22 protein-coding genes are annotated in these 24149 nt (G+C 73.5%); 8 read left to right on the forward strand and 14 right to left on the reverse strand.

Annotated features, from left to right (window positions below; translation table 11 throughout):
- Positions 1-71: 71 nt before the first annotated feature.
- The 3 genes from ACZ5TL_RS07680 to ACZ5TL_RS07690 are packed head-to-tail and all read left to right on the forward strand — an operon-like array spanning position 72 to position 1421.
- A complete protein-coding gene (locus ACZ5TL_RS07680; protein ID WP_468588466.1) occupies positions 72-554 on the forward strand; it encodes a MarR family winged helix-turn-helix transcriptional regulator in 483 nt (160 codons plus the stop codon).
- Entirely contained in the window at positions 551-1012 is a 462-nt protein-coding gene (locus tag ACZ5TL_RS07685) for a MarR family transcriptional regulator (RefSeq protein ID WP_468588467.1), read from the forward strand. Before ACZ5TL_RS07680 ends, ACZ5TL_RS07685 begins: the two co-directional genes overlap by 4 nt.
- A gap of 49 nt (positions 1013-1061) precedes the next feature.
- Positions 1062-1421: a tetratricopeptide repeat protein gene (locus tag ACZ5TL_RS07690; protein ID WP_468588468.1), complete on the forward strand. Its 360-nt coding sequence runs from the start codon at positions 1062-1064 to the stop codon at positions 1419-1421.
- Positions 1422-1619: 198 nt separating this feature from the next.
- On the opposite strand, the gene ACZ5TL_RS07695 is transcribed toward ACZ5TL_RS07690, so the two are convergent.
- On the reverse strand, positions 1620-3029 hold the full coding sequence (locus ACZ5TL_RS07695; protein ID WP_468588469.1) for a PepSY-associated TM helix domain-containing protein: 1410 nt from the start codon (positions 3027-3029) through the stop codon (positions 1620-1622).
- Positions 3030-3161: 132 nt separating this feature from the next.
- Here ACZ5TL_RS07695 and ACZ5TL_RS07700 point away from each other — a divergent pair, with 132 nt between their 5' ends.
- On the forward strand, positions 3162-3806 hold the full coding sequence (locus ACZ5TL_RS07700; RefSeq protein ID WP_468588470.1) for a peptide deformylase: 645 nt from the start codon (positions 3162-3164) through the stop codon (positions 3804-3806).
- 137 nt (positions 3807-3943) lie between these two features.
- Here the strand turns inward: ACZ5TL_RS07700 and ACZ5TL_RS07705 are convergent, their stop codons facing one another.
- Entirely contained in the window at positions 3944-5374 is a 1431-nt protein-coding gene (locus tag ACZ5TL_RS07705; RefSeq protein WP_468588471.1) for a dihydrolipoyl dehydrogenase family protein, read from the reverse strand.
- A 120-nt stretch (positions 5375-5494) separates the two neighbouring features.
- Here ACZ5TL_RS07705 and trxA point away from each other — a divergent pair, with 120 nt between their 5' ends.
- Complete coding sequence (gene trxA, locus ACZ5TL_RS07710; protein WP_468588472.1) at positions 5495-5875, forward strand: thioredoxin; 381 nt, start codon at positions 5495-5497, stop codon at positions 5873-5875.
- Between the two features lie 40 nt (positions 5876-5915).
- Here trxA and ACZ5TL_RS07715 read toward each other — a convergent pair whose 3' ends face one another.
- The 3 genes from ACZ5TL_RS07715 to ACZ5TL_RS07725 form a co-directional block, all read right to left on the reverse strand.
- Positions 5916-7352: an aldehyde dehydrogenase family protein gene (locus ACZ5TL_RS07715; RefSeq protein WP_468588473.1), complete on the reverse strand. Its 1437-nt coding sequence runs from the start codon at positions 7350-7352 to the stop codon at positions 5916-5918.
- 230 nt (positions 7353-7582) lie between these two features.
- Positions 7583-8632, reverse strand: a complete 1050-nt coding sequence (locus ACZ5TL_RS07720; RefSeq protein WP_468588474.1) for a LacI family DNA-binding transcriptional regulator — start codon at positions 8630-8632, stop codon at positions 7583-7585.
- 138 nt (positions 8633-8770) lie between these two features.
- The gene (locus ACZ5TL_RS07725; RefSeq protein WP_468588475.1) at positions 8771-9439 is read right to left on the reverse strand and encodes a TetR/AcrR family transcriptional regulator; all 669 of its coding nucleotides are present in this window, start codon (positions 9437-9439) and stop codon (positions 8771-8773) included.
- Positions 9440-9566: 127 nt separating this feature from the next.
- On the opposite strand from ACZ5TL_RS07725, the gene ACZ5TL_RS07730 reads away from it, so the two are divergent.
- Complete coding sequence (locus tag ACZ5TL_RS07730) at positions 9567-10130, forward strand: NAD(P)H-dependent oxidoreductase (protein ID WP_468588476.1); 564 nt, start codon at positions 9567-9569, stop codon at positions 10128-10130.
- 66 nt (positions 10131-10196) lie between these two features.
- On the opposite strand, the gene ACZ5TL_RS07735 is transcribed toward ACZ5TL_RS07730, so the two are convergent.
- The 4 genes from ACZ5TL_RS07735 to ACZ5TL_RS07750 are packed head-to-tail and all read right to left on the reverse strand — an operon-like array spanning position 10197 to position 14956.
- Positions 10197-11321, reverse strand: coding sequence for an XdhC family protein (locus tag ACZ5TL_RS07735; RefSeq protein WP_468588477.1), 1125 nt, complete (start codon positions 11319-11321; stop codon positions 10197-10199).
- Positions 11314-13428 carry a xanthine dehydrogenase family protein molybdopterin-binding subunit gene (locus ACZ5TL_RS07740; RefSeq protein WP_468588478.1) on the reverse strand — a complete coding sequence of 705 codons (2115 nt, stop codon included), beginning with the start codon at positions 13426-13428 and terminating at the stop codon, positions 11314-11316. The genes ACZ5TL_RS07735 and ACZ5TL_RS07740 overlap by 8 nt, the downstream gene beginning before the upstream one ends.
- Complete coding sequence (locus ACZ5TL_RS07745) at positions 13425-14417, reverse strand: FAD binding domain-containing protein (RefSeq protein ID WP_468588479.1); 993 nt, start codon at positions 14415-14417, stop codon at positions 13425-13427. The genes ACZ5TL_RS07740 and ACZ5TL_RS07745 overlap by 4 nt, the downstream gene beginning before the upstream one ends.
- Positions 14414-14956, reverse strand: a complete 543-nt coding sequence (locus ACZ5TL_RS07750) for a 2Fe-2S iron-sulfur cluster-binding protein (RefSeq protein WP_468588480.1) — start codon at positions 14954-14956, stop codon at positions 14414-14416. The genes ACZ5TL_RS07745 and ACZ5TL_RS07750 overlap by 4 nt, the downstream gene beginning before the upstream one ends.
- A gap of 245 nt (positions 14957-15201) precedes the next feature.
- On the opposite strand from ACZ5TL_RS07750, the gene ACZ5TL_RS07755 reads away from it, so the two are divergent.
- The gene (locus tag ACZ5TL_RS07755) at positions 15202-15780 is read left to right on the forward strand and encodes a TetR/AcrR family transcriptional regulator (RefSeq protein ID WP_468588481.1); all 579 of its coding nucleotides are present in this window, start codon (positions 15202-15204) and stop codon (positions 15778-15780) included.
- 39 nt (positions 15781-15819) lie between these two features.
- Here ACZ5TL_RS07755 and ACZ5TL_RS07760 read toward each other — a convergent pair whose 3' ends face one another.
- Positions 15820-16725, reverse strand: coding sequence for a LysR family transcriptional regulator (locus tag ACZ5TL_RS07760; protein WP_468588482.1), 906 nt, complete (start codon positions 16723-16725; stop codon positions 15820-15822).
- Between the two features lie 115 nt (positions 16726-16840).
- Here ACZ5TL_RS07760 and ACZ5TL_RS07765 point away from each other — a divergent pair, with 115 nt between their 5' ends.
- The gene (locus ACZ5TL_RS07765; RefSeq protein ID WP_468588483.1) at positions 16841-17056 is read left to right on the forward strand and encodes a hypothetical protein; all 216 of its coding nucleotides are present in this window, start codon (positions 16841-16843) and stop codon (positions 17054-17056) included.
- 94 nt (positions 17057-17150) lie between these two features.
- Here the strand turns inward: ACZ5TL_RS07765 and putP are convergent, their stop codons facing one another.
- The 4 genes from putP to ACZ5TL_RS07785 all read right to left on the reverse strand — a co-directional run bounded on the left by putP (position 17151) and on the right by ACZ5TL_RS07785 (position 24138).
- Positions 17151-20753: a sodium/proline symporter PutP gene (gene putP / locus ACZ5TL_RS07770; protein ID WP_468588484.1), complete on the reverse strand. Its 3603-nt coding sequence runs from the start codon at positions 20751-20753 to the stop codon at positions 17151-17153.
- Between the two features lie 123 nt (positions 20754-20876).
- Positions 20877-21851 carry a hypothetical protein gene (locus ACZ5TL_RS07775; protein WP_468588485.1) on the reverse strand — a complete coding sequence of 325 codons (975 nt, stop codon included), beginning with the start codon at positions 21849-21851 and terminating at the stop codon, positions 20877-20879.
- Positions 21848-23506: a serine/threonine-protein kinase gene (locus ACZ5TL_RS07780; RefSeq protein WP_468588486.1), complete on the reverse strand. Its 1659-nt coding sequence runs from the start codon at positions 23504-23506 to the stop codon at positions 21848-21850. The genes ACZ5TL_RS07775 and ACZ5TL_RS07780 overlap by 4 nt, the downstream gene beginning before the upstream one ends.
- A 188-nt stretch (positions 23507-23694) precedes the next feature.
- Positions 23695-24138: a SpoIIE family protein phosphatase gene (locus ACZ5TL_RS07785; protein WP_468588487.1), complete on the reverse strand. Its 444-nt coding sequence runs from the start codon at positions 24136-24138 to the stop codon at positions 23695-23697.
- Between the last annotated feature and the right edge of the window lie 11 nt (positions 24139-24149).

Here is a 24149-nt window from a genome sequence, read left to right on the forward strand (position 1 = left end):
CCCGCCGAGGCCTCGATCGACGCCCCGAATTTAGTAGCCATGTACATAGTATCTATGTACTCTATCTGCTCATGAGCGAAGGTTCCGAAGGCGCGACGCCCGGCTTCCTGGTGTGGCGGCTATCGATGAAGTGGCGAGTCGCGGTCGATCGTGCGGTGGCACCCCTGGGGCTCACCCACGCGCAGTACTCGCTGGTCGCCTCGCTGTACGGCATGCAGCGCGAGGGCGAGCGCCCCAGCCAGCGCCGCCTCGCCGACCACACCGGGCTCGAGCCGCTCTACGTATCGAAGCTCGCCCGTGCACTGGAGGCCGCCGGCCTCCTGGAGCGCACCCGGGATCCCCGCGACCCACGCGCGGTGCAACTCGCGCTCACCGGGCGGGGCCGCGAGGTCACCCGGCGGGCGATCGTGGTCGTCCACGGGCTTCTCCAGCAGCTCCTGGACCCGCTTGGCGGCCTCGACGGCGCCCGCACGCGGGAGTTCACGCGCGAGCTGACGGCCTTGCTCGACGCACCTCTTGATCCTTCCAGCGAGAACGAGACGGAGCAGTCATGACCACCGCCGCACCTTTGCTCGACCCCCGCGTCATCGCCCTGGCCCACTACGCCGGCCGCGCGGTCCTCGAAAGCGTGCTGATCCGGCACGGCGCCACCTTCCAGCAGTCCGTCACCCTCCGGCTCGCCGCCCTCGCCGACGGCCCGGTCGGGCGCGAGCAGCTCGCCGACGGCGTCACCGGTGCACTGAAGGTCGACGCGAGCGAGGTGCACGGCGTGATCGGCCAACTGATCGCCGCGCGGCTCCTGGCCCCTGCCGGAGCGTCGGACGTGCGGATCACGGACGCGGGGCGGGAGCTGTACGCCAGGATCTCCGGCGAGACCGCGCCCCTCACCGCCCGGATCTACGACGGCATCCCGACGGAGGATCTGGCCGTCGCCGGACGGGTACTGAGCCTCATCACCCGGCGGGCCGAGGACGAGCTGGCAGCGCTCGCCGGCCGGGCCACGACAAACTAGTGGAATATTGAACCAACGGCTTCGGTTGTCGGCCTCGAAGGAGGCACGAGTGAACACGACCAACGACGTGACGTACTACGCCCACGGAGCACCCGCGGAGCGCTGGGAGCGCGCGCAGCTGTTCTTCGAGGCCAAGGACTACGCCGCCGCCGCGCGGGTCCTGGCCGGGCTGGTCGAGGAGGTGCCCGAGCAGACCGGGCCGCGGCTGCTGCTGGCGCGCTCCTACTACCACTCGGCCCAACTGCGCCGCGCCGAGACCGAGTTGCGGACGATCGTCGAGCGGGACCCCGTGGAGCACTACGCCCGGCTGATGCTCGGCCGCACGCTCCAGCGGCAGAACCGGCACCAGGACGCGGAGCCGCACCTGCGGATCGCCTCCGCGCTCGCGGGTGACTTCGAGCAGAGCTGACCTCACCGCAGCGAGCGGAGTGTCCGTCACGCAGCCGGCGGAGCGGCGGCCACCCGGCCGGCGAGGTGACCGTCACCGACCGGCAGGTGCTCCGGCTCCTCTCAGGGAGCCGGAGCACTTCCGCCTGGCGTACGACCAGGACCCGGACAAGGACGTGGCGAACGCCGTGTGAGTGGGCGTGTCGGGGCGGGCACGCGTCTACCGCGCCGGGTCACCTGTCCCGTACGACCGCTGCCCCCGCCGGTAGGCGATCTCGCCCAGCAGGATGTCGACGGCGAGGAAGGCCGCCAGCGGGATGCCGAACAGCGGCAGGAAGTACCCGAGTACGGCGATGCCCGCCAGCAACGGCACCAGGATCTGCGGCGGCACCTGCTGCCAGGCGCCGCGCGGGATCGGACGGCCGAAGGAACTGCCCCTGCCGCGCTGCCACCACATGCGGTAGCCCCACACGATCAGCAGGATCAGCGAGAGCGTGAGCAGCATCAGCAGGATCTGGTTGGCCAGGCCGAACAGGACGCCGGTGTGCAGGTCGATGCCCCACCGGGTGAGCTGCGCGAGCACCGGGTAGTCGGCGAACCGCAGCACGTCGGTGACCTCGCCGTTCGCCGGGTCGATCGCGACGGAGTCCTGCTTGGTGGGCCAACTGCGCTGGACCTGCCGGACGACGTACGCCGAGGTCGCGTCGGCGGGCGGCACGATCTCCACCGGGTCGCCCAGACCTTCGGCCCGGGCCGCCGCCAGGACCTTGTCCAGGCCGACCCCGTGCGCGGCGTCTGAGGCCTGCCCGGCTGCGGAACCGTGGCCGGAGTGCTCCCCGCCGGCCGCGGCCGACACCGCGGGGGTGGCCTGGCCCAGCGAGGTCCGCAGCTCGCCGATGTGGGCACCGGCGTAGGCCGACCAGGTCAGGCCGGTCGCCGAGAGGAAGAAGAACCCGGCCGCCGCCCACGCGCCGACGCTGCCGTGCAGTCCGAGTGTGCGGCGCCGCCCCTTCGTCCCGCGTATCGTGCGCAGGGCGCGGCGCCGGGAGAACCACAGCACCAGCCCGCCGGCCGAGATCACCCACAGCCAGCTGGCCGCCAGCTCGCTGTACAGCCGCCCCGGCTCCCCCAGGTGCAGGTCCCGGTGGAACTCGTCGATCCAGGTGCGCAGCGGCAACGCACCGGTCGAGCCGTACTGTTCGAGGGCGCCGCGCACCGTCGCGGTGTACGGGTCGACGAACACGGCGAGCGTGTGGCCCTCGTCGACGCCGGGGACACCGGACAGCATCACCCTGGTCGTCGCGTCGGCCTCGGGCGAGGGGCGTACGGCGGAGACCGTGCCCTCCGGGTGGGCCTCGCGGGCGGCGGCCACCTGCTCGCTGATCGGCAGCTTGCGCTCTCCTGCGGGGACGGTCAGTTCGTGGTCGTACACCATCTTCTCGGCCTGGAACGAGGTCGCGTACAGCAGGCCGGTGACGGCGGCGACGAGGAGGAAGGGCGCCACCAGTACCCCGGCGTAGAAGTGCAGCCGGAGGATCAGCGGGCGCAAGGGGGCCCAGCTGCTCTTCGTCGGGGCCGGGGTGGCTGGCTGGGGGGCCTCGTCCGTGGTGGTCGAGGGAGCGGTGGTCATCGGCGGGCTTCTCCGGGGGACGTCTGGTGGGCCGTTGTGGTGCAGGAGTCGGGGCGCGGGGGCGTTCAGTTCCCGGAGAGTGCCTGTGACGTGTGGCACACGGAGGTGGGGGTGCCGTGTCATCCTGACGCGATGGGAACTCCGAGCGATCGCGCACCCCTGGCCGAGCGGGTCGAGGAACTCCTGGCCGACGGCGGCCCGTTGACCATCGTCGCGGCCGGCGACCCGGTGCTGCGACGCGGCACCGAACCGTACGACGGTCAGCTGGGCCCCGCGCTGCTGGCCCGGTTCGTCGAGGCCCTGCGGGTCACCATGCGGGCGGCACCCGGGGTCGGGCTGGCGGCGCCGCAGGTCGGTGTGCCGCTCGGGATCGCGGTGATCGAGGACCCGGCGCCGGTGCCGGAGGAGGTGCGGCTCGCGCGCGGGCGGGTGCCGCAGCCGTTCCGGGTACTGGTCAATCCCGCCTACGAGCCGGTCGGTGAGGCGCGGGCGGCGTTCTTCGAGGGGTGTCTGAGCGTGCCGGGGTGGCAGGCCGTGGTCGCACGGCCCGTCGAGGTGCGGCTGACCGGGCAGGACGAGCAGGGGCGGGCGCTGGACGAGGTGTTCACGGGCTGGCCGGCACGGATCGTGCAGCACGAGACGGACCATCTGGACGGCGTCCTGTATCTGGACCGGGCCGAGTCGCGGTCGCTGTCGTCCAACCAGGCGGTGGTGGAGCGCTGGGCGCAGCCGACCCCGCGGGAGGCGGCGCGGGCACTCGGCTTCGAGCTGCCGTAACGCCGTCGGCCGCCGCTCATCGGTCGCCGGTCGGCCGCCGGAGCGGGTGGTGCCCCTGCCGGATCCCGGCCCGTCACCTGAACCCCGGGGCGGTCCCGCGCCCGGCGGGACCGCCCCGGGGGCACACGAGCCGGAGGTCACGCGTCCCGGTACGCCTCCAGCAACCGCAGCCACACCTCGCTGATCGTCGGGTACGAGGGGACGGCGTGCCACAGACGGCTGATCGGGACCTGACCGGCGACGGCGATCGTCGCGGAGTGGATGAGTTCGCCGACGCCGGGGCCGACGAGGGTGACACCCCGGAGGATCTCTTCCTCCAGGTCGACGACCATGCGGGCGCGGCCCGTGTAGCCGTCGGCGTACAGGCCGGCACCGGCGACGGAGGACAGGTCCACGTCCACGGCCTTCACCCGGTGCCCGGCCTGTTCGGCCTCGGCGAAGGAGAGACCGACGGCCGCCGCCTCCGGGTCGGTGAAGACGACCTGGGGGACGGCGGCGTGGTCGGCGGTCGCGGCGTGGGCGCCCCAGGGCTGCGCGAGGAGGGCCTCCCCGGTGGCCCGCGCGGCGATGGCGGCACCGGCGATGCGCGCCTGGTACTTGCCCTGGTGGGTGAGCAGGGCACGGTGGTTGACGTCGCCGACCGCGTACAGCCAGTCGTGGCCGCTGACCTGGAGGCTGTCGTCGACCGGCAGCCAGGACCCGGGGCCGAGGCCGATCGTGTCCAGGCCGATGTCGTCGGTGCGCGGGGCGCGGCCGGTGGCGAAGAGGATCTCGTCGGCCTCGACGCGGTCGCCCTTGTCGGTGACGGCCACGACCGTGCCGTTCTCACGGGTCACCGAATCCAGCGACGTACCCGTACGGACGTCCGCGCCCGCCTCGGTGAGCGCCTCGGCGACCAGTTCCCCGGCGAAGGGCTCCATCCGGGGAAGCAGGCCCTTGCCGCGCACCAGCATGGTCACCTGCGAGCCGAGGGCCTGCCAGACGGTGGCCATCTCGGTGGCGACCACGCCGCCGCCGACGACGATCAGCCGGCCGGGCACGCTCCGGGAGCTGGTGGCTTCCCGGCTGGTCCAGGGCTTGACGGCGTCGAGCCCGGGCAGGCCTGGCAGGGCGGCGCGGCTGCCGGTGCAGACGGCGACGGCGTGCCGGGCGGTCAGGACAAGCTCGCCGCCGTCGGGCCCGGTGACCGTCACCGTGCGGGGGCCGTTGAGCCGCCCGTGGCCGCGGTACAGGTCGGCGCCGATGGAGTCGAGCCACCGGGCCTGGCCGTCGTCCTTCCAGTGGGAGGTGTAGTAGTCACGGTGGGCGAGGACCGCGGACGCGTCGAGGGGGCCCTGGACGGACTGGCTCAGGCCGGGTACGCGGCGGGCGTCCGCACGGGCGATGACCGGGCGCAGCAGGGCCTTGCTGGGCATGCACGCCCAGTAGGAGCATTCGCCGCCGACCAGCTCGCTCTCGACGACCGCGGTGGTCAGTCCGGCCGCACGGGTGCGGTCGGCGATGTTCTCCCCCACGGGCCCGGCCCCGAGCACCACGACGTCGTAACCGTTGGTTTCCGTTTCCGTCATGGGGTCAGTCTGGTGGGTGGTGTGCGCCCTGGCCACATGGGTAGGGGCGCGGAATACGTGTCCGGTCGGCCGTGTTGTGCCGAGGGCTTGACCCCCCCACCAGGAAGAGGGATGTACGCCATGAGCAGCACCGTGGAGCTCACCAAGGAGAACTTCGACCAGACGGTCACGGACAACGAGTTCGTCCTGATCGACTTCTGGGCGTCCTGGTGCGGGCCGTGCAAGCAGTTCGCCCCGGTCTACGAGAAGGCGGCGGAGGAGAACCCGGACCTGGTGTTCGGCAAGGTGGACACCGAGGCCCAGCCGGAGCTGGCCGCGGCCTTCGGTATCCAGTCGATCCCCACGCTGATGATCGTGCGCGACCAGGTCGCCGTGTTCGCCCAGCCGGGCGCCCTGCCCGAGGCCGCCCTGACGGACGTCATCGGGCAGGCCCGGAACCTGGACATGGACGAGGTCCGCAAGCAGGTCGCCAAGCAGCAGGCCCAGCAGCCGGCCGAGTGACCCGGCCCCGGGGGTCCGGGAACCGGGCCCTGGGACTGCCCTAGAAGGGGTACGGAGCCACGTCTCCGCGTACCGTCGTCCAGCGCAGTTCGGTGAAGGCCTCCAGATTGGCCTCCCCGCCGAACCGGGCGCCGGTGCCGGAGGCGGCGACCCCGCCGAAGGGCGCCACCGCCTCGTCGTTCACCGTCTGGTCGTTGATGTGCACGATGCCGGTCGGAATGCGCTCGGCGAGCTCCAGGCCGCGGGCCGTGTCCCTGGTGACGACGCCCAGGGAGAGGCCGTACGGGCTCCGCGCGGCCAGGGCCGCCGCCTCGTCGGCGGTGGTGAAGGAACGGACGGGTGCCACGGGGCCGAAGACCTCCTCGGCGTAGGCCGGGGTGTGGTCGTCGACGTGGGCGAGGACCGTCGGCCGGTAGAAGAGCCGGTCGTGGGTGCCGCCGGCGGCGAGCTTGGCGCCCGCGGCCGTGCTGGACTCGACCAGGCCGCTGATCTTGGCGAGCTGGGCCGAGTCGATGATGGGGCCGAGATGGACCTGGTCGCGGTGCGGGTCGCCGACGGCGAGTGAGTCCGCCTTGGCCGCCAGCCGCTCGACGTACTCGTCGTAGAGGGACGCGTGCACCAGGTGGCGCCCGGTCGTCATGCAGATCTGGCCCTGGTGGAAGAACGAGCCCCACGCGGCCGTGGAGATCACCGCGTCGAGGTCGGCGTCCTCCAGCACGATCATGGCCGAGTTGCCGCCCAGTTCGAGGTGGGCCCGCTTGAGGTGACGGCCGGCGGCCTCGCCCACGGCCCGTCCGGCGGCGGTGGAGCCCGTGAAGGAGATGACCGGCACGCGCGGGTCGGCGACCAGGGCCTGTCCGGCGTCCGGGCCGCCGGGGAGCACGTGCAGCAGGTCCTCCGGCAGGCCCGCGGCGGCGAAGACCGCGGCGAGGGCCAGCCCTCCGCAGACGGCCGTGCGCGGGTCGGGCTTCAGCAGGACCGCGTTGCCCAGCGCCAGGGCCGGGGCGACGGAGCGGATCGACAGGATCAGCGGGGCGTTGAACGGGGAGATCACCCCCACGACACCGGCGGGGACGCGGCGCGTGTACGACAGGCGCGGCGCCTCACTCGGCAGGACCTGGCCGGCCGGACGGGAGGCGAGGGCGGCGGCCTCGTAGCACTCCTGGGCGGCGACGTGCAGTTCGAAGTCGGCCTTGCCGGGGACCGAGCCGGACTCGCGGACGAGCCATTCGCGCAGTTCGGGGGCGTGTTCGGTGAACAGGTCGCCCGCCTTGCGGAGCACGGCTGCGCGGGCGAAGTGCGGGGCGCCGGCCCACGCGCGCTGAGCTGCGGCGGCCCGCCCGGCGGCGGCCCCGACGTCCTCGGGGCCGGCGAGGGCGAGGGTGCCGAGGGCTTGGCCGGTGGCGGGCTCGGTGACGGTGTGCCCGGGTCCCGTGAGGGTGTGGGGCTGCCAGCTCCTGGTGTCGAGCAACGGCATGACGGCTCTCCGATCAATCGGTCACCGGCGGACGGGACGAGCGGAACTCCCGTGTGTGCGCGGCCGGTTCGGCGGTCACATGGCGGGGCGCGCGGACCGGGCGCAGCCGTGTGTGCTGCGGCCCGTGCGAGTCCGCGCCCCCATTTTGTTGAGCATGAAACATCCTAGCCGCGTCGCGGAGCGAGGGCATGACCATCGCCCGTCCGCTCGGCACGTCGCGCCCCGTCGGGTCAGCTCGATTCGCGGTGCAGCACCGTCGCACCCATGACCTTGTGCGTCTCGGGCTCGGTGGCGGGATTGCGCACCGCGCGGTCGACCAGCTCGGCGAGTTCACGGCCAGAGGGCAGCTCCAGCCGGACCGTGCTCAGCCGCGGCCGCAGCAGCCGCCCGAGCATCAGGTCGTCGGCGCCGATCACGGCCGTCTCCTCGGGGACGCGGATGCCCTCGTCCTGCAGGGCCCGCATCAGCAGCATCGCGTATTCGTCGTTGTAGGTGAACACGGCGTCCAGACCGAGGCCGCGCCAGCGGGCGGCGAGGCGCGCCGCGGCCTGCTCGTCGTGGGCGAGGGGCAGTTCGGTCACCGTGGCGTCCGTGCCCCGCACGGACTGGCGCACCCCGTCGAGGCGGGGGGCGGAGAACGCCTCGAGGCCGGCTTCCTGCGGGACGACGACGCCGATGCGGCGCCGGCCTCGGTCGTGGAGGTGGGCGCCCGCGCTGTGGCCGACCACGTCGTGGTCCATGAGCAGGGCGTGTGCGCCCTCGATGGTCTCCGGGCCGAGGGTGACCACGGCCCGCGCACCCGAGCGCTTGAGCACCGCCACACCGCGCGGACCGAGTCCGGAGCCGGGCACCAGCACGGCGACGGGCCGCAACTCGGCCCAGGCGCGGGCGGCCTCGTCGCCGTGCGGGCCACCGGTGCCGTACTGCACGACCGTGTAGTCCAGGCCGCCGAGCGCGCCCTGGAGGTCGGTGAGGAACCGGCGGTAGAGCGGGCCGACGGGGAAGGTCGGCGCGGGGATCAGGACCATGCGGCTGTGCCCGGCGCGCAGGCTGCGGGCCGCCGCGTGCGGAACGTACCCCAGCTCCTTCGCCGCCTCGTGGACCCGGCGGCGGGTGGGTTCGCTGATCCGTACGGCGCTGGTGTTGTTGAGGACATAGGAGACGGTCGCGCGCGACACGCCGGCCAGGCGGGCCACATCGGCGCTCGTGGGCACGGAGCGCGACGGCGCGGGGGACGGGGGCGCGGGCGTTTTCGGTATCTGCACCATGACGTACGGCATCTTGGCAGAAGCCCCAATGCGCGCTTCCGGCGGGGGAGTTGTGACGATCCCGTGAGCGCGCACGGGGCGGGGCGGGAGCCCCTCAGCGGGCATCCCCCGGCGGGCGCCCCTCAGCGGGCATCCCCCGGTGGGCACCCCTCAGCGGGCGGCACCCGCGCCGGTCACCCGGTCGACAAGGTCGGTCCACGCGGCCTCCAGGCGGGACAGGGGGATGCCGCGCTGCCTGGCGAGGTGGTGGATGAGGGCCGGGTCGAGCTGGCCCATCAGCGTGTGGGAGAGCAGCTCGCAGTCCGCTTCGGGGACCGCCTGGCGCAGCAGCATCTCCATGTGGTGCCGCAGCACACGGCGGGCGGGGGTGACGAAGCGGCGGCTCGCGCCGGGCTCGGCCGCCAGCTGCAGCTCCAGTTCATCGGTCGACCGGCGCAGCATCGCGCAGCCGAACGCCCGCAGCCGCTCCACGGGCGGCGCCCCGGGTCCGAGCGGCGGGGGGCCGCCGAGGAACGCGGCCTGGAACTTCTTCTCGGAGTGGTCGAGCAGCGCGGTCAGCAGGCCGGTGCGGTCGCCGAACCGGCGGAAGACCGTGCCCTTGCCCACACAGGCCTCGGCGGCCACCGCCTCCATCGTGACGCCGTCGGCGCCGCGCTCCGCCACCAGTCGCGCGGCGGCCTCCAGCAGCCGGGCCCGGTTGCGCGCGGCGTCTGCCCGCAGGCAGGGCTCGTCGGCCTCCAGGGCGGTGCCGAGCTGGAGCAGCTCGGGGTGGCCGACGGGCTCCTGGGGCGTCGGGAGGGGGGGCGGGACGGCGGACATGAAGCCAGCGTAAAGCATCGGGAACAAAACTGGACCGCGGTCCGGTTAGGGTGGTAGAACGTTAAACGGACCCCGGTCCGGATCGTTACGGTGGTTCCAGAGCACTGTTCACTACGTGGGAGTCAGCATGTCTGTTCGTATCCTCGCCCTCGTCGGCAGCCTGCGCGCCGGTTCGCACAACCGTCAGCTCGCCGAGGCGGCCGTCAAGCTCGCTCCCGAGGGTGCCGAGGTGGACCTCTTCGAGGGTCTGGCCGAGATCCCCTTCTACAACGAGGACATCGACGTCGAGGGCGGTGTTCCGGCCGCCGCCGCGAAGCTGCGCGAGGCCGCGAACGCCGCCGACGGCCTCATCCTCTTCACGCCCGAGTACAACGGCACCATCCCGGCCGTCCTGAAGAACGCCATCGACTGGCTGTCCCGTCCCTACGGCACCGGCGCCCTGAACGACAAGCCGGTCGCCGTGGTCGGCACCGCGTTCGGCCAGTACGGCGGTGTGTGGGCGCACGACGAGACCCGCAAGTCCGTCGGTGTCGCCGGCGGCAAGGTGCTGGAGGACGTCAAGCTGTCCATCCCCGGCTCGATGACCCGCTTCGCCGAGACGCACCCGGCCGACGACGCCGAGGTCGCCGCGCAGCTGACCGAGGTCATCGCCCGCCTGCACGGCTTCGTCTCGGAGCCGACCGCGGCCTGACCCGTTCGCGCTGGCACCACCCAGGGGCCCGCGGCCGGTGACGACCGCGGGCCCTCCGGCGTGCCGTCAGACCGGCAGCGCCTCCCGCCCGGCCCGGTGGATCGGCGTGTCCGAGCCGGTGAGCGGCGCCCCCGTGCCGCCGTGCCTGGCCGCGATGATCTCCGCCGCGATCGACACGGCGGTCTCCTCGGGCGTACGAGCCCCGAGGTCGAGGCCGATCGGTGACCGGAGCCGGGCCAGCTCGCCCCGGCCCACACCCGCCTCCCGCAGCCGCCGTTCGCGGTCCTCGTGGGTGCGGCGGGAGCCCATGGCGCCGATGTAGGCGGCCGGCCGGCGCAGGGCCTCCGTCAGCAGGGGCACGTCGAACTTCGCGTCGTGGGTGAGCACGCACAGCACCGTGCGCCCATCGGTCCGCGTGCTCCGCAGATAACGGTCGGGCCAGTCGACGACGACCTCGTCGGCCTCCGGGAAACGCGCCCGGGTCGCGAAGACGGGGCGGGCGTCGCACACGGTGACGTGGTAGCCGAGGAACCGGCCCGCCCGGACGAGCGCCGCCGCGAAGTCGATCGCGCCGAAGACGATCATCCGGGGCGGCGGCACGGCCGACTCGACGAGCAGGGTGAGACCGCCCGGGCAGTGCGACCCGCCCTCGGAGAGCTCGACCGTGCCGGTACGGCCGCGCTCCAGCAGGGCCCTGGCCTCCGCGCGCGCCGTGCGGTCCAGGTCCGGGCCATCGCCCAGACCGCCTTCGTGCGAGCCGCCGGGACGCACGAGCAGGGCCCGGCCGAGCAGGCCGGCGGGGCCCCGGGCGACCCGGGCCAGGGCCACCGGCTCGTCCCGGGCGGCGGCCGAGAGCGCGGCCCGGTGGACCGAGCGCCCGGCGGCGAACGGCGTGACCAGCACGTCGATGGTCCCACCGCAGGTCAGCCCGACCGCGAAGGCGTCCTCGTCGCTGTAGCCGAACCGCTCGAGAAGGGTCTCGCCGTCCCGGAGGGCCTGGAGGCACAGCTCGTACACGGCTCCCTCCACGCAGCCCCCGGAGACCGAGCCGATGGCCGTGCCGTCGGCGGAGACCGCCAGCGCGGCGCCGGGAGGGCGCGGGGCGCTGCCGCCGACGGCGGCCACCGTGGCGACGGCGAACTCCCGGCCCTCCTCGATCCACTCCTCCAGCGGCCCGGCGAGATCAAGCATCGCCGCCCGCCGTCAGCACGCGGTCGGGCCGGATCGGCAGGTTCCGGTGGCGTACGCCGGTCGCGTGCCACACGGCGTTGGCGACCGCGGCGGCCGCGCCCACGATGCCGACCTCGCCGATCCCCTTGATGCCGACCGGGTCGTCCGGGTCGGGGTCGTCGACCCAGTCGGCCTCTATGTGCGGGACATCGGCGTGCGCGGCGACGTGGTAGCCCGCGAGGTCGGCTCCGTACACGCCGCCGCTCGCCCGGTCCCGGACGGCCTCCTCGTGCAGGGCCATGGACAGGCCCCAGATCATGCCGCCGAGGAGCTGGTTGCGGGCGGTGAGCGGGTTGACGATCCGGCCGGCCGCGAAGACGCCCAGCATGCGGCGCACGCGGACCTCGCCGGTCGCGGGGTCGACGGCGACCTCGGCGAACTGCGCCCCGAAGGAGTGCCGTTCCTTCTGGGCGAGGGCGCCGACGGCCTCGGCCGTGTCCGACCGTACGGTGACGCCCTCCGGCGGGATGCCGGCGCCCGGGACGAGGCTCTGGCGCAGTTCGCCGGCGGCGGACGTGACGGCCCAGCTCCAGGATCGGGTGCCCGACGAGCCGCCGGCGATCATCGCCGGGCCGAGGTCGCTGTCCCCGATGCGCACCCGGACTCGGTCCGTCGGCACCTCCAGGGCGTCGGCGGCGACCAGGGTGAGCGCGGTCCGGGCGCCGGTGCCGATGTCCGCGGCGTTGACCCGCACCGTGAAGGTGCCGTCCGCCTCCGCGGTCACGGCCGCCGTGGACGGCATGGCCATGACGGGGAAGGTGGCGGCTGCGGTGCCCGTGCCGAGCAGCCAGCGCCCCTCCCGGCGCACTCCGGGGCGCGGGTCCCGCTCCGCCCAGCCGAACCTGCGGGCGCCTTCCCGGAAGCAGGCGACCAGGTTGCGGCTGCTGAACGGCAGCCCGGAGACCGGCCCCACCGTGGGCTCGTTGCGCACGCGCAGCTCGATCGGGTCGATGCGGCACTTCTCGGCCAGTTCGTCCAGCGCCGACTCCAGGGCGAACGAGCCCGGTGCCTCGCCCGGGGCGCGCATCCACGTCGGGGTCGGTACGTCGAGCTTGACGAGCCGGCTGACCGTGTGGTGGGCGTCGGCGGCGTACATCGACCGTCCCGCCGCGGCACTCGGCTCGACGAAGTCGTGCACGGTGGAGGTCTGGTTCAGGGCCCGGTGCTCCAGTGCGCGCAGCCGGCCGTCCGCGTCGGCGCCGAGCCTGACCCGCTGGGCGGTGGGGCTGCGGTATCCGGCGAGCGAGAACATCTGCCGGCGGGTCATGACGACCCGGACCGGGCGCCGCAGGACGGTCGCGGCCATCACGGCGGCCACCTGGTGCGCGCGGGCGCCCTTGCTGCCGAAGCCGCCGCCGACGTGCTCGGACCGGACCCGCACGGCGGCCGGGTCGAGGGAGAACAGGCTCGCGAGTTCGCCGGCGACCCAGTTGGTGCCCTGGTTGGAGTCGACGACCTCGAGCCGGCCGCCCTCCCACAGTGCCGTCGCCGCATGCGGCTCCATCGGGTTGTGGTGCTCCTCGGGAGTGGTGTACTCCGCGTCCATGACGACGGCGGACGCCGCGAGGCCGGCCTCTAGATCGCCCTTCTCCACAGCCGCCGGCACGTGCCCGTCGTGCGGGTAGGCCTCGGCGTCGCGCCCGGCGGAGAACGCCACGTCGTGCGGCTCCTCCTCGTAGTGCACCACGAGCGCCTCGGCGGCCTCCCGGGCCTGTTCGGACGTCTCGGCGACGACCAGGGCCACCGGCCAGCCCCGGTGGACCACCCGGTCGTGCTGGAAGAGGCCGACGCCCGGGTCCGGCGGGACGCCCATGATGCCGGTGAAACCGCTGTCGACGCGCGGGGCGTTGTGGTGGTGGAGCACGGTGAGGACGCCGGGCATGCCCAGCACGGCCTCGGTGTCGATGGCCCGGATGCGGCCGCGGGCGACGGTGGACAGCGCCAGCCAGCCGTGGGCGAGTCCGGCGAAGGGGATCTCGCCGGCGTAGCGGGCCGTTCCGGTGACCTTGTCGCGGCCTTCGACACGGGTGTGCGCGGTGCCGACGGCTCCCCTGGTGGCGGTGGTCATCGGGCGGCCTCCTCGGCGAGTTCGCTCAAGCCGGCCACGACGAGGTTGCGCATCAGGGTCACCTTGTATCCGTTGTGGGGCAGGGGCCTGGCGGCCGCCAGTTCGGCGTCCGCGGCGGCCGCGAAGTTCTCCGCAGCGGCCGGGGCGCCGGTCAGGACGCGTTCGGCGGTGCGGGCCCGCCAGGGGCGCGAGGCGACCGCGCCGAAGGCCAGGCGTACGTCGTGCACGAGACCGTCGCGGACGTCGAGCGCGGCGGCGATGGAACCGATGGCGAAGGCGTACGAGGCCCGCTCGCGCACCTTGCGGTAGCGGGAGTGAGCCGCGACCGGCGTGGGCGGCAGGGTGACGCCGGTGATCAGCGCACCGGGCGGCAGGGCGGTCTCCAGGTGCGGGGTCCGCCCCACCGGCAGGTAGAGGTCGGCGAGCGGCAACTCGCCCGGCCCGTCGGCCGTTTCGTACGTGACCACGGCGTCGAAGGCGGTCAGGGCCACGCCCATGTCCGAAGGATGGGTGGCCACGCAGTGGTCGGAGGCGCCCAGGATGGCGTGATTGTGGTGCTCACCGGTGAGCGCGGGGCAGCCGCTGCCCGGGAGGCGCTTGTTGCAGGGGCTCGTCACATCGGTGAAGTAGCCGCAGCGGGTGCGCTGGAGCAGGTTGCCGCCGACGGTGGCCATGTTGCGCAGTTGCCCGGAGGCACCGGCCAGCACCGCCTGCGCCAGGGCCGGGTAGCGGCGCCGGACCTCCGGGTGGGCGGCCAGGTCGCTGTTGGTGACGGTCGCCCCGATGCGCAGTCCGCCGTCCTCGGCCGGCTCGACGCGGTTCAGGGGCAGTTCGGTCACGTCGACGAGCCGGGCGGGCCGCTCGACGCCGGTTTTCATGAGGTCGACGAGGTTGGTGCCGCCACCGAGGAAACGGGCTTCCCCGTCGCCGTCGAGCAGCGCCACCGCGCCGGAGACGTCGTAGGCGCGCTGGTAGCCGAATTCCCTCATGCCGCCGCTCCCTTCGCCTCGGCGGCGCGGGCCACGGCCTGGACGATCGACACGTAGGCGCCGCAGCGGCACAGGTTGCCGCTCATGCGCTCGCGGATCTCCTCCGGGGTCAGCGGCGGTGGTCCCGCCTCGGGCCGTATGTCGCCGGTGGCCGCGCTCGGCCAGCCGGCCGCGTGCTCCTCGATCACGGCGATGGCCGAGCAGATCTGCCCCGGCGTGCAGTAGCCGCACTGGAAGCCGTCGAGATCGAGGAAGGCCTGCTGTACCGGGTGCAGCCGGTCACCGTCGGCCACGCCCTCGATGGTGGTGATCTCGCGCCCCTCGGCGGCGACCGCCAGTTGGAGGCAGGCCACGCTCCGGCGGCCGTCGACCAGGACCGTGCAGGCGCCGCACTGCCCGTGATCACATCCTTTCTTGGTGCCGGTCATGTCCAGCCGCTCGCGCAGGGCGTCGAGCAGGGTGGTGCGGTGGTCGACGGTCAGCGGGTACTTCTCGCCGTTGACGGACAGGGTGAGGTCGCTGGACGTCGATGGGGGCATGGAAGCCTTCTCTCTCACATCGCGTGGTCGGGGAGGGTCGGGCGCCGCGGGTGGCGGTGGCGGTTCGCGACCGTGCAGGATGCGGGGCAGGCCGGCCGGGGCACGGCCCGCCACGGGCTGTCCGCACGGACGGCACACCGATACGATGACAACAAGCGGACAGTTGTCCGTTACCCGGAAAACGTAACGGACAGCTGTCCGCTTAACAAGGACCGGGTTTCGGCCACGGGCCGCGAGGAGGGCGAGTGAGCCAGAAGAAGGACGCTCCTCTGCGCTCGGACGCGCAGCGCAACCGCGAGCGCATCCTGGAAGTGGCGCTGGCCGAACTGACACGGTCGGCGGACGCCCCGCTGAGCGCGATCGCCAAGAAGGCGGGCGTCGGACAGGGGACCTTCTACCGCCACTTCCCCACCCGTGAGGCACTCGTCCTGGAGATCTACCGTCACGAGATGCAGCAGGTCGCCGACACCGCGGCCCCGCTGCTGGCGAGCCGGGAGCCCGACCGGGCACTGCGTGAGTGGATGGACCGGCTCGCGCGGTTCGCCATGACCAAGGCGGGCCTGGCGGACGCGATCCGGCAGGCCACCAGCGCACCCGGGAAACCGGCGAAGCCAGGTCACGCCCCGGTGACCGAGGCGGCCGAACTGCTGCTCCGCGCCGCCGAGAAGGCTGGCACCATCCGGCCCGGGATCACCCCCGACGACCTGCTGCTCGCCATCGGCGGCCTCTGGACGATCGACCCGCGCAGCGACTGGCAGCCGCGCGCCACGCGTCTGCTGGACCTGGTCATGGACGCGCTGCGGGCAGGAGCGTCCGGGCGCTGACGGGCCGGGCCCTCCGGGTCCTGGGACCCCGGGGTTGCGTCAGGCGACCGCTGTCGGTGCCAGGTCCCGGAGCTCCGCCAGGGCCGCCTCCACCGCCGGGCGGGTGTGGCCGCCGCCGCGAGTGCAGGTCAGGAGCTTGCGGTGGGGACTGCCGGTGCAGCGGACCCGGGCGATCGGCAGGTGCGGTGTCAGGTGGGCCAGGCGCGGGATGAGGGCGACGCCGAGCCCGTGGGCGACGAGGTGGGCGGTGACGTTCCAGTCGAGGGCGTGGTGGACGACGTCGGGCGTGAACCCGGCGGCACCGCACGCGGACAGGACGCGGGGGCGGCAGGGGCTCTGCTCCACCGGCGCGATCCACGGCTCGCGTGCCGCCTCGGCGAGGTCGACCCGGTCCCGCCCGGCCAGCCGGTGCCCCTCGTGGACGACCAGGTCGAACGGGTCGTCGAGTAGAGGCCGCTGGTCGAACCGCGTGTCGCTCATCGGCGGGTTGTGCGGGGTGGCCTCGATGACCGCCAGGTCCGTCTCACCCTCGAAGAGGAGGTCGAAGCTCTCCGGGACGCCCGCCTCGGTGATCCGTACGGACAGCCGCGGATGCCGCTCCCCCAGCCGGGCCGCCATGGGCGCCAGCAGCACCGAGACGGCCATCGGGAAGCCGGTCACCCTCAGCACACCGGACGGCGTCCCGAGGCCGGCCCGCAGGTCGAGTTCGGCCTGGTCCCAGCGGGCCTGGATGGCGTCGGCGTGCGCGAGCAGGCTCTCGGCGGCCGGGGTGAGCCGGACTCCGCGCCCCTGCGGCTCCAGCAGGTCGACGTCCAGGTCGCGGGCGAGCTGGCGGATCTGCTGGGAGGCGGCGGACGTGGTGAAGTGCAGGGCCCGGGCGGCCGCGGTGACCGTGCCGTAGTGGGCGACCGCCCTCAGGACGTGCAGCCGGCGCAGGTCAATCATGAAGCCCAGGCTTCACAGTGAGGTCCACAAAGTCAACCTGGACGTGTACGGAACTCCCGAAGCACCCTGGCTGTGTCGCGACGGTCCACCAGCCACGACGTTCGAGGAGTCAGTCATGACCAGCATCGATGCCACCGCCTGCCCGCACTGCGGCTGGCCGGACGGGGGCGAGCCGTTCCAGGTGCTGTCGCGGCACGCCACCGCGACGGGCCGTACGGAGTGGACCCGCTGCGGGTGCGGTTCGCTGCAGGTCCGGGTCGTGGACGGCCGCGGGACGCGTGTGGTCTCCCGCGGCCGGCCGGCGGCCCGGTCGGGTGCGGCGAGCCGCTGAGGGGTCCTTTCACTCTGAGCGTCCGATCAGGTCGCGTGGTCCGATGCCGTGCATCGCAAGACGCCGGAGAGCCCGTCCGGGCCGCCCGATGCGGTCACATCCCCTGTTCGGCGGCGCCGGGAGGGGTGCCGGGAGGAATGAGCTGCTCCGTCCAGATGATCTTGCCGGTCGTCGTGTAACGCGTGCCCCATCGCTGGGCGAGCTGGGCCACGATCAGCAGGCCCCGCCCTCCCTCGTCGGTGGTTCGGGCATGGCGCAGGCGCGGTGAGGTGCTGCTGGCGTCGGAGACCTCGCACATGAGCCCCCGGTCCCGGATCAGACGCAGCCGGACCGGTCCGGTCGCGTGGCGGATGGCGTTGGTGATCAGCTCACTGACGATGAGCTCCGTGGTGAAGGTCAGGCCGGCCAGGCCCCACTCCTCCAGTTGCCGGCCGGCGAGAGAGCGGGCGTGCGCGACGGCGGCCGGATCGCTGGGCAAATCCCAGGAGACGACCTGGTCCGGCGGCAGGACGTGGGTCCGGGCGAGCAGCAGGGCCACGTCATCGGACGGCGGACCCGTCAGGAGGGCGTCGACCGCGCCCAGACCGATCTCCTCCAGTGTCCGCCCGCGCACCGCGAGGGCGTCGCACAGCCGGGAGAGCCCCACGTCGATGTCCCGGTCGTAGGTCTCGATGAGGCCGTCCGTGTAGAGGGCGATGAGGCTGCCCTCGGCCAGCTCCACCTCGATGGACTCGAAGGGGAGGTAGCCGAGGCCGAGGGGCGGTCCGGCGGGCAGGTCGAGGATGCCGGCGGTGCCGTCGGGCGCGACGATCACCGGCGGGAGGTGGCCGGCCCGGGCCAGCGTGCACCGCCGGCCGACCGGGTCGTACACGGCGTACAGGCAGGTGGCCCCGAGGAACGCGGCGCCCGCGGTCTCGTCGCCGGCTGCCACCGGCTCCCTGCTGCCGTGCGCCCCCAGGTGGCCGATGACCAGGTCGTCCAGATGGGCCAGCAGTTCGTCCGGGGGAAGGTCCAGGTCGGCGAGCGTGCGAACCGCAGTGCGCAGGCGTCCCATGGTCGCCGCCGCGTTCATGCCGTGGCCGACGACGTCGCCGACGACCAGGGCGATCCGGGCCCCGGAGAGCGGGATGACGTCGAACCAGTCGCCGCCCACACCACTGGGGGCGTCCGCCGGCAGGTACCAGGACGCCACCTCCAGGGCGGAACCTCCGGCCAGCTCCTGCGGCAGCAGGTAACGCTGCATGGAGCGGGCCGCGGCACGCTCGCGCGTGTAGCGGCGCGCGTTGTCGACGCACACGGCCGCGCGCGACACCAGTTCCTCGGCGAGTCGAACGTCGTCGTCCTCGAAGGGGCCCGTACGGGCGGTACGGGCGAACGTCGCCACTCCCAGGGTGACGCCGCGCGCCCGCACCGGAACCACGATCAGCGAGCGGAAGTCGAAGTCGCGCAGGGAGGTGCCCAGTGACTCGTCCCCGGTGACCCAGGCGCTCTGCGAGAGGTCCAGGACCCGTTCCACCAGGGTTCTGCTCTCCAGCAGGCTCCGGGTCACGGGCGACAGCGCGGCGCGCCGGACGGTTTCGCCCACGGTCAGACTCGCCTCCGGGCAGCCCTCGCGCACCGACTGCTGGCCCGCGCGGCGGATGACGGGCGTCATGCCCACCGGTCCGGGTTCCGGCTCCTCGCCCCGCATGACCGAGTCCAGCAGGTCGACGGCGACGAACTCGGCGACAAACGGCACCGCCTCGTCCGCCAGTTCCTGGGCGGTCCGCGTCACTTCCAGCGTGCTGCCGATCCGTGCCCCCGCGTCGTTCAGCAGGGCCAGGCGTTCCTGGGCCCGCCAGCGCTCGGTGACGTCGACGACCATGTAGGAGATGCCCACGTACCGGCCCTTGCGGTCCTTGAGCGCGAAGAAGGAGGCGGAGCACGCGCGGACACGGTCGGGGTCGGTGTAGCTGGGACCGCGGTACTCGTGGTCCAGCACCGGCATCCCGGTCTCGAGGACCTTGCGCATCTGTTCCTCGTATGCCTCCGCCTCCGGCTCCGGCAGCACTTCCCTCACCTGCCGCCCCAGTCGTTGTTCGAGGGGGATGATGCGGTCCAGTGGCTCGTTCACCCAGACGTAGCGCAGGTCGGTGTCGAGGACCGCCATGCCGACCGGTGCACGGGTGAGGAAGGGCGCGACCATCAACTGGCTCACTCCGCCGCCCGGCATCCGCCAGAAGGCCCGTTTCGGCGGCCGCCCCACGAACCTGCCGAAGACCAGGGCGGCGGCCGTGGCGACCAGGACGCCCGGGACCATCTCGTAGATGCCGGACTCCAGTGGTCCGAGCAGTGGGTTGATGTTCTCCCAGAACAGGACGGTGGCCGCGCCCGAGACGATCCCCGCCATGGCGCCCGCCCAGGTCATGCGCGGCCAGTACAGCGAGAGGAGGACCACCGGCCCGAAGGCGGCTCCGAAGCCCGCCCAGGCCTGGGCGACGATGTCGAGCAGCCCGCCGCCCCCGAGCGCGATCACGAAGGCCACCAGGATCACCACGACGACGGCGCCGCGACCGACCCGCACCAGTGCCTTGTCCCCGGCCCGGCGGTGGAGGAACGCGTGGTAGAAGTCCTCGGTGAGAGCCGTGGACGACACGAGCAGCTGGCTGTCCGCGGTCGAGATGATCGCGGCCAGGACGGCGAGCAGCATCACACCGGCGACCCACGGCGTGAGCAGTGTCTGGGTCAGGACGATGTACACCGTGTCGGGGTCGCCGAGTGGCGTGCCGAGGTGTCCGATGCCCACCAGGCCGACGAGTGTGGCGCCGGCGAGCACGACGAAGACCCAGGCGGTTCCGATGCGGCGGGCCGCCGGGATGGCACCGGTACTGCGGATGCCCATGAAGCGGGCCAGGATGTGCGGCTGACCGAAGTAGCCGAGCCCCCAGGCGAGCAGCGAGATCGTCGCCACGGCGCCGAGTGACCCGCCGTCCGACCACCGGCCGTCCGTGAAGCCGACTCTGGCCCCCATGTCGAGCAGGCTCGGAGCCTTGCTGTCGAGGGACTCGCCCAGCGCGCCGAAGCCGCCGAGCACCGCGACACCGGTCAGCGGGATCACGAGCAGGGCGAGGAACATCAGGGTGCTCTGCATCACGTGCGTCAGGCTCACGGCGAGAAAGCCGCCCAGGCACGCGTAGACGACGATCACCAGGGCGGTCACGGTCACCCCGATGCCGAACCGGATGTCGAAGACCTGCTCGAACAGCAACCCGCCGGCCACGAGGCCACTGGCCACGTAGACGGTGAAGAACACCAGGGTGACGGCGGCCGACACCAGTCGGAGCGTCCGGGTGCGGTCCTCGAACCGCTCCTCCAGGTAGGCGGACAGGCTCACGGCGTTGTCGGCCCGCTCGGTGTAGGTGCGCAGCCGCGGTGCGACGAACAGCCAGTTGAGGTAAGTGCCGATCACCAGGCCGACGGCGATCCAGCTGGCACCGAGGCCGGCCGCGTACACGGCTCCGGGCAACGCGAGGAACAGCCAGCCGGACATGTCGCTGGCCCCTGCGGACAGGGCGGCGACGACGGCGCTGAGTCTGCGGCCGCCCAGGGCGAAGTCGGCGAAGGTGTGCGTGCGGGTGTAGGCCCACACGCCGGTCCCGATCATGGCAGCCACATACACGAGGAACGCGGTCAGAATCGGCGCACTCAGATCGAACATGCGGTCCTCGCCTGCGAGGGTCGTTGAGACGGGGCGCGGCCGTCGGCACGCCTGGCGTGTGTATGTCCTGCCGTACAAATGTACCGATGCCGGTCATAAGGGAGCGACCGGCGGGTCTGGCGGTCAGGCGCAGTCGTAGGTGAAGTGGGTGGTGGCCGTGCGGGGAGGCGCGGAGAGGATGCGCAGTTCGGCCCGGGCGGTGCGGTGCCCCTGGCCCTGAAAGGTCCACAACAGGTGAAGGCGTGCCTGTCGCTGGCCCCGGGCCATCACTTCCTTCAGAACGCCCGAGGAGGTGCCGTCGCTTCGGATCCAGCGGTAGGAGAGGGTGCCCGGACGGCCGTTCGTGGTCACGAGGCCGACGATGTGTGCGGTGCCGTCGCACTCCAGGACCGTCGGCCGGGCCGTGACCGCCACCGTGCCGACCGCGAGGGAGGGACCGAGGCGCTGCCAGGCGAGGAAGGCCAGGACGCACAGGACGACCAGCGCGGGCAGAGCGTGTCTGCGCAGGCTTCGGCGGCGCGGGGGCGCGGGAGGCGGCGGCAGGGCGGGGAGCGTCCGGTGGGCGCGGTGTGCGACGGATGCGGTCACGCCCGGGCCGAACCGCAGCACGGTGCCTTCGACGCGATCGGGCTGCACCGGCCGCGTCGTCGCCGAGGGCTGCCCGGCCGGCTGCTCGACACGGGTCTCGTCCGGTTCGGGTCTCTGGATCCAGTGGCTGGCCAGCACGGTGGCGCTGTACTCGGCGTCGGCCGAACCGGGGTCGCGTCCCGGGGCAAGGCCGCCGACGGGGCCGAGGTGGAGGGTGGAGGGGCACTCCTCGGCGGGTGGAAGCACCTCGGTGCACCCGTCGGCGGGCCCCAGCACCACGGTCCGCTCCTCGGCAGACCCCAGCACCACGGTCCGCTCCTCGGCAGACCCCAGCACCTCAGTCCGCTCCTCGGCAGACCCCAGCACCTCAGTCCGCTCCTCGGCAGACCCCAGCACCTCAGTCCGCTCCTCGGCAGACCCCAGCACCTCGGTCCGCTCGTCGGCAGACCTCAGCACCTCGGTCCGCTCGTCGGCGGGTGCGGGAGTGCGGTCGTCGTCTCGGGCGGTCATCTGAGTTCACACCGCCTGGTCAGAAGCTGCCGGGAGGCTCCGCCGCCGCCGGCGGCGGCCGGGGTCGTCGTGGCCTGCACCGCCCAGTAACAGCCGGCGTTCTGGAAGGTGTGATCGACGGTGAGCGTGTACTGGGTGGCGCCGCTGCGCTCGAAGGTCTGGGGCGCACCGTCCGCGGTGCCCGGCCGGCGCGCCGTGTCGCCCGTGGACCAGGAGACAGTGAGGAAAACCGGCCCGGGTGCGTCCGTGGTGATGCCGATCGTCGCCGTCGCGGTGGTGGGGCCCGTCTGCCGGAAGTCCGACACCACGACGTCCTTCACGGCGGGAGCGGCAGGCGACGTGGGGGCGGCGGTCGTCGGCGCCGCTGAGGGGGTCGGCCCACCGGGCGCCATGGTCTCCTCTTCACCGGCCGGGCCGGCGGAGGCCGAGGGCCCACCGGTAGCGATGGCCGCCGGGGCCGGGGGCGACAGGCTGGGTGACGGCGACAGGCCGGCTGACGCGGTGGGGGTGGAGGACGGGGGCGGGGACGAGGCCGTCGGGGCAGGGGACGCCGCCGGGTCCGCGCCGCCGGGCCGGGCGGCGGTGGTGGCCAGGGCCTGCGTCGCCCGCTGCGCGGCGGCCTCAGGGTCGTACGGGAGTCCGTAGGTCAGGAGGGCACCGAGGAGTACGGCGGCACCGGACACGAGCCATCCGGCCCGGCCGGGCAGCCACGCCTGCGCCCGGCCGGGGCCCGGCTCCCGGCTCAGAACCGTGCGTGCGGTGTCCGTGGTGCTCCGGGGTGTGCTGCGGGCCGTGGGCAGCAGCAGCGGCAGCAGTGCCACCAGCGCTGCGAGCCGGCCCCGGCCGCGTTCCTCCCAGTCGGGGCCGTAGGCGGCGCCTGCGGCCGCCTCCAGTGCCCTGACGAACGCCTCGGCCTGTGCGGGCCGTTCCTCCGGGTCCTTGGCCAGACCTCGGCGCACCAGCTCCCGCACCGGCTCGGGAGCCTCCTCGGCGGGAACGGGCGCGTCGACGTGCTGAAGCGCGAGTTCCGCGAGGTTGTCGCCCGCGTACGGCTTGTGGCCCGTCAGGCACTCGAAGAAGGTCGCCGTGGCCGCGTACACGTCGGCGGCGGGAGAGGCAGGTGCGCCGGTCCACTGCTCCGGGGCCATGTAGGAGGGGGTTCCGGCCACACCCGCGCTGCTGCCCACGTCCACCGCGATGCCGAAGTCGACCAGTTTGGAGGACCCATCCGGCACGACCAGGACGTTCTCCGGCTTGTAGTCGCGGTGGACGACGCCGACGCGGTGCGCGTCGGCCAGGCCGAGCAGCGATCCCTTGAGGATGACGAGCGCGGCCTCGGGCGCCAGCGGACCCTCCCGTCGCAGCAGCGTACGCAGCGAGACCCCGTCGACCAGCTCCATCACGATGGCGGCGCCGTCCGGGCTCTCCACGTACTCGTACAGTCCGGTGACGTAGGGGCTCTCCAGCCCGCCGAGCAGCCGCGCCTCCGCCCGGAAGTCGTGCACGAAGCCCGGCCGGGTGCGCAGGGACTCGCTGAGGTACTTCACGGCCACCGGCACGCCGGTCTCCTCGTGCACGGCGAGTACGACCCGCCCGCTCGCCCCCGACCCGAGTTCGAGTGACTCGGTGTATCCGGGCACCGCCCATGCGTTCATTCCAGCCCCCCAAGACCGCCGTGCCGTTCGAGCCCCACCCCTTGGCGGAGCGACCGGGCCGCGCGGTGAGAGACACATTTTCGGCCATCGCGGTTGCGGTGCGACAGCCCTCGGTCCCGGTTCGGCCGGTGGCACGACGCGCCCCGTTGACCGGCCGGTCACCGTCTACGCGGCTGGAGGCGGGGCGGTCAGCCGTCGGCGCCCGCCCCGCCCGGCCCGGGGACACCGATCACGAGCAGCGTCACGTCGTCGTCATGGGCGGCCGTGTCCGCGATGAGGGTCCTGATCAGCCGGTCCGCCGCCCGTTCGAGGGTGTCCGGGCCGGTGCGAGCGCCCTTCAGCGCGGCGTCGGCGGTCTCGGTGAGGACGTCGATCCGGGCCTCGATGTCGGGGCCGGGCCTCTCGACCAGTCCGTCGGTGTAGAGCACGAGGGTGCTGCCCGGCGGCAGCGGCCAGGTCGCCTCCTCGAACGGCACTCCGCCGCCGCCCGGGTCGTTGACGCCCAGTGCGGTCGCCAGGGCCGCGGGGGGGGGGGGGGGGGGGGGGGGGGGGGGGGGGGGGGGGGGGGGGGGGGGGGGGGGGGGGGGGGGGGGGAGGCGGGGGGGAGGGAAGGAAAAAGGGAGGCGTGGCATCCCCCCCTCTC

This window comes from Streptomyces sp. NPDC033136, from assembly GCF_055578235.1.

Coding starts and splice junctions, on each gene's coding strand:
- ACZ5TL_RS07765 (WP_468588483.1), top strand. CDS start 16,841: ATGACCAGCATCGATGCCACCGCCTGCCCGCACTGCGGCTGGCCGGAC.
- ACZ5TL_RS07740 (WP_468588478.1), bottom strand. CDS start 13,428: ATGACCACCGCCACCAGGGGAGCCGTCGGCACCGCGCACACCCGTGTC.
- ACZ5TL_RS07680 (WP_468588466.1), top strand. CDS start 72: ATGAGCGAAGGTTCCGAAGGCGCGACGCCCGGCTTCCTGGTGTGGCGG.
- ACZ5TL_RS07775 (WP_468588485.1), bottom strand. CDS start 21,851: ATGACCGCCCGAGACGACGACCGCACTCCCGCACCCGCCGACGAGCGG.
- ACZ5TL_RS07700 (WP_468588470.1), top strand. CDS start 3,162: ATGGGAACTCCGAGCGATCGCGCACCCCTGGCCGAGCGGGTCGAGGAA.
- putP (WP_468588484.1), bottom strand. CDS start 20,753: ATGTTCGATCTGAGTGCGCCGATTCTGACCGCGTTCCTCGTGTATGTG.
- ACZ5TL_RS07785 (WP_468588487.1), bottom strand. CDS start 24,138: ATGCCACGCCTCCCTTTTTCCTTCCCTCCCCCCCGCCTCCCCCCCCCC.
- trxA (WP_468588472.1), top strand. CDS start 5,495: ATGAGCAGCACCGTGGAGCTCACCAAGGAGAACTTCGACCAGACGGTC.
- ACZ5TL_RS07735 (WP_468588477.1), bottom strand. CDS start 11,321: ATGCTTGATCTCGCCGGGCCGCTGGAGGAGTGGATCGAGGAGGGCCGG.
- ACZ5TL_RS07780 (WP_468588486.1), bottom strand. CDS start 23,506: ATGAACGCATGGGCGGTGCCCGGATACACCGAGTCACTCGAACTCGGG.
- ACZ5TL_RS07760 (WP_468588482.1), bottom strand. CDS start 16,725: ATGATTGACCTGCGCCGGCTGCACGTCCTGAGGGCGGTCGCCCACTAC.
- ACZ5TL_RS07715 (WP_468588473.1), bottom strand. CDS start 7,352: ATGCCGTTGCTCGACACCAGGAGCTGGCAGCCCCACACCCTCACGGGA.
- ACZ5TL_RS07695 (WP_468588469.1), bottom strand. CDS start 3,029: ATGACCACCGCTCCCTCGACCACCACGGACGAGGCCCCCCAGCCAGCC.
- ACZ5TL_RS07720 (WP_468588474.1), bottom strand. CDS start 8,632: ATGCCGTACGTCATGGTGCAGATACCGAAAACGCCCGCGCCCCCGTCC.
- ACZ5TL_RS07685 (WP_468588467.1), top strand. CDS start 551: ATGACCACCGCCGCACCTTTGCTCGACCCCCGCGTCATCGCCCTGGCC.
- ACZ5TL_RS07750 (WP_468588480.1), bottom strand. CDS start 14,956: ATGCCCCCATCGACGTCCAGCGACCTCACCCTGTCCGTCAACGGCGAG.
- ACZ5TL_RS07725 (WP_468588475.1), bottom strand. CDS start 9,439: ATGTCCGCCGTCCCGCCCCCCCTCCCGACGCCCCAGGAGCCCGTCGGC.
- ACZ5TL_RS07730 (WP_468588476.1), top strand. CDS start 9,567: ATGTCTGTTCGTATCCTCGCCCTCGTCGGCAGCCTGCGCGCCGGTTCG.
- ACZ5TL_RS07745 (WP_468588479.1), bottom strand. CDS start 14,417: ATGAGGGAATTCGGCTACCAGCGCGCCTACGACGTCTCCGGCGCGGTG.
- ACZ5TL_RS07705 (WP_468588471.1), bottom strand. CDS start 5,374: ATGACGGAAACGGAAACCAACGGTTACGACGTCGTGGTGCTCGGGGCC.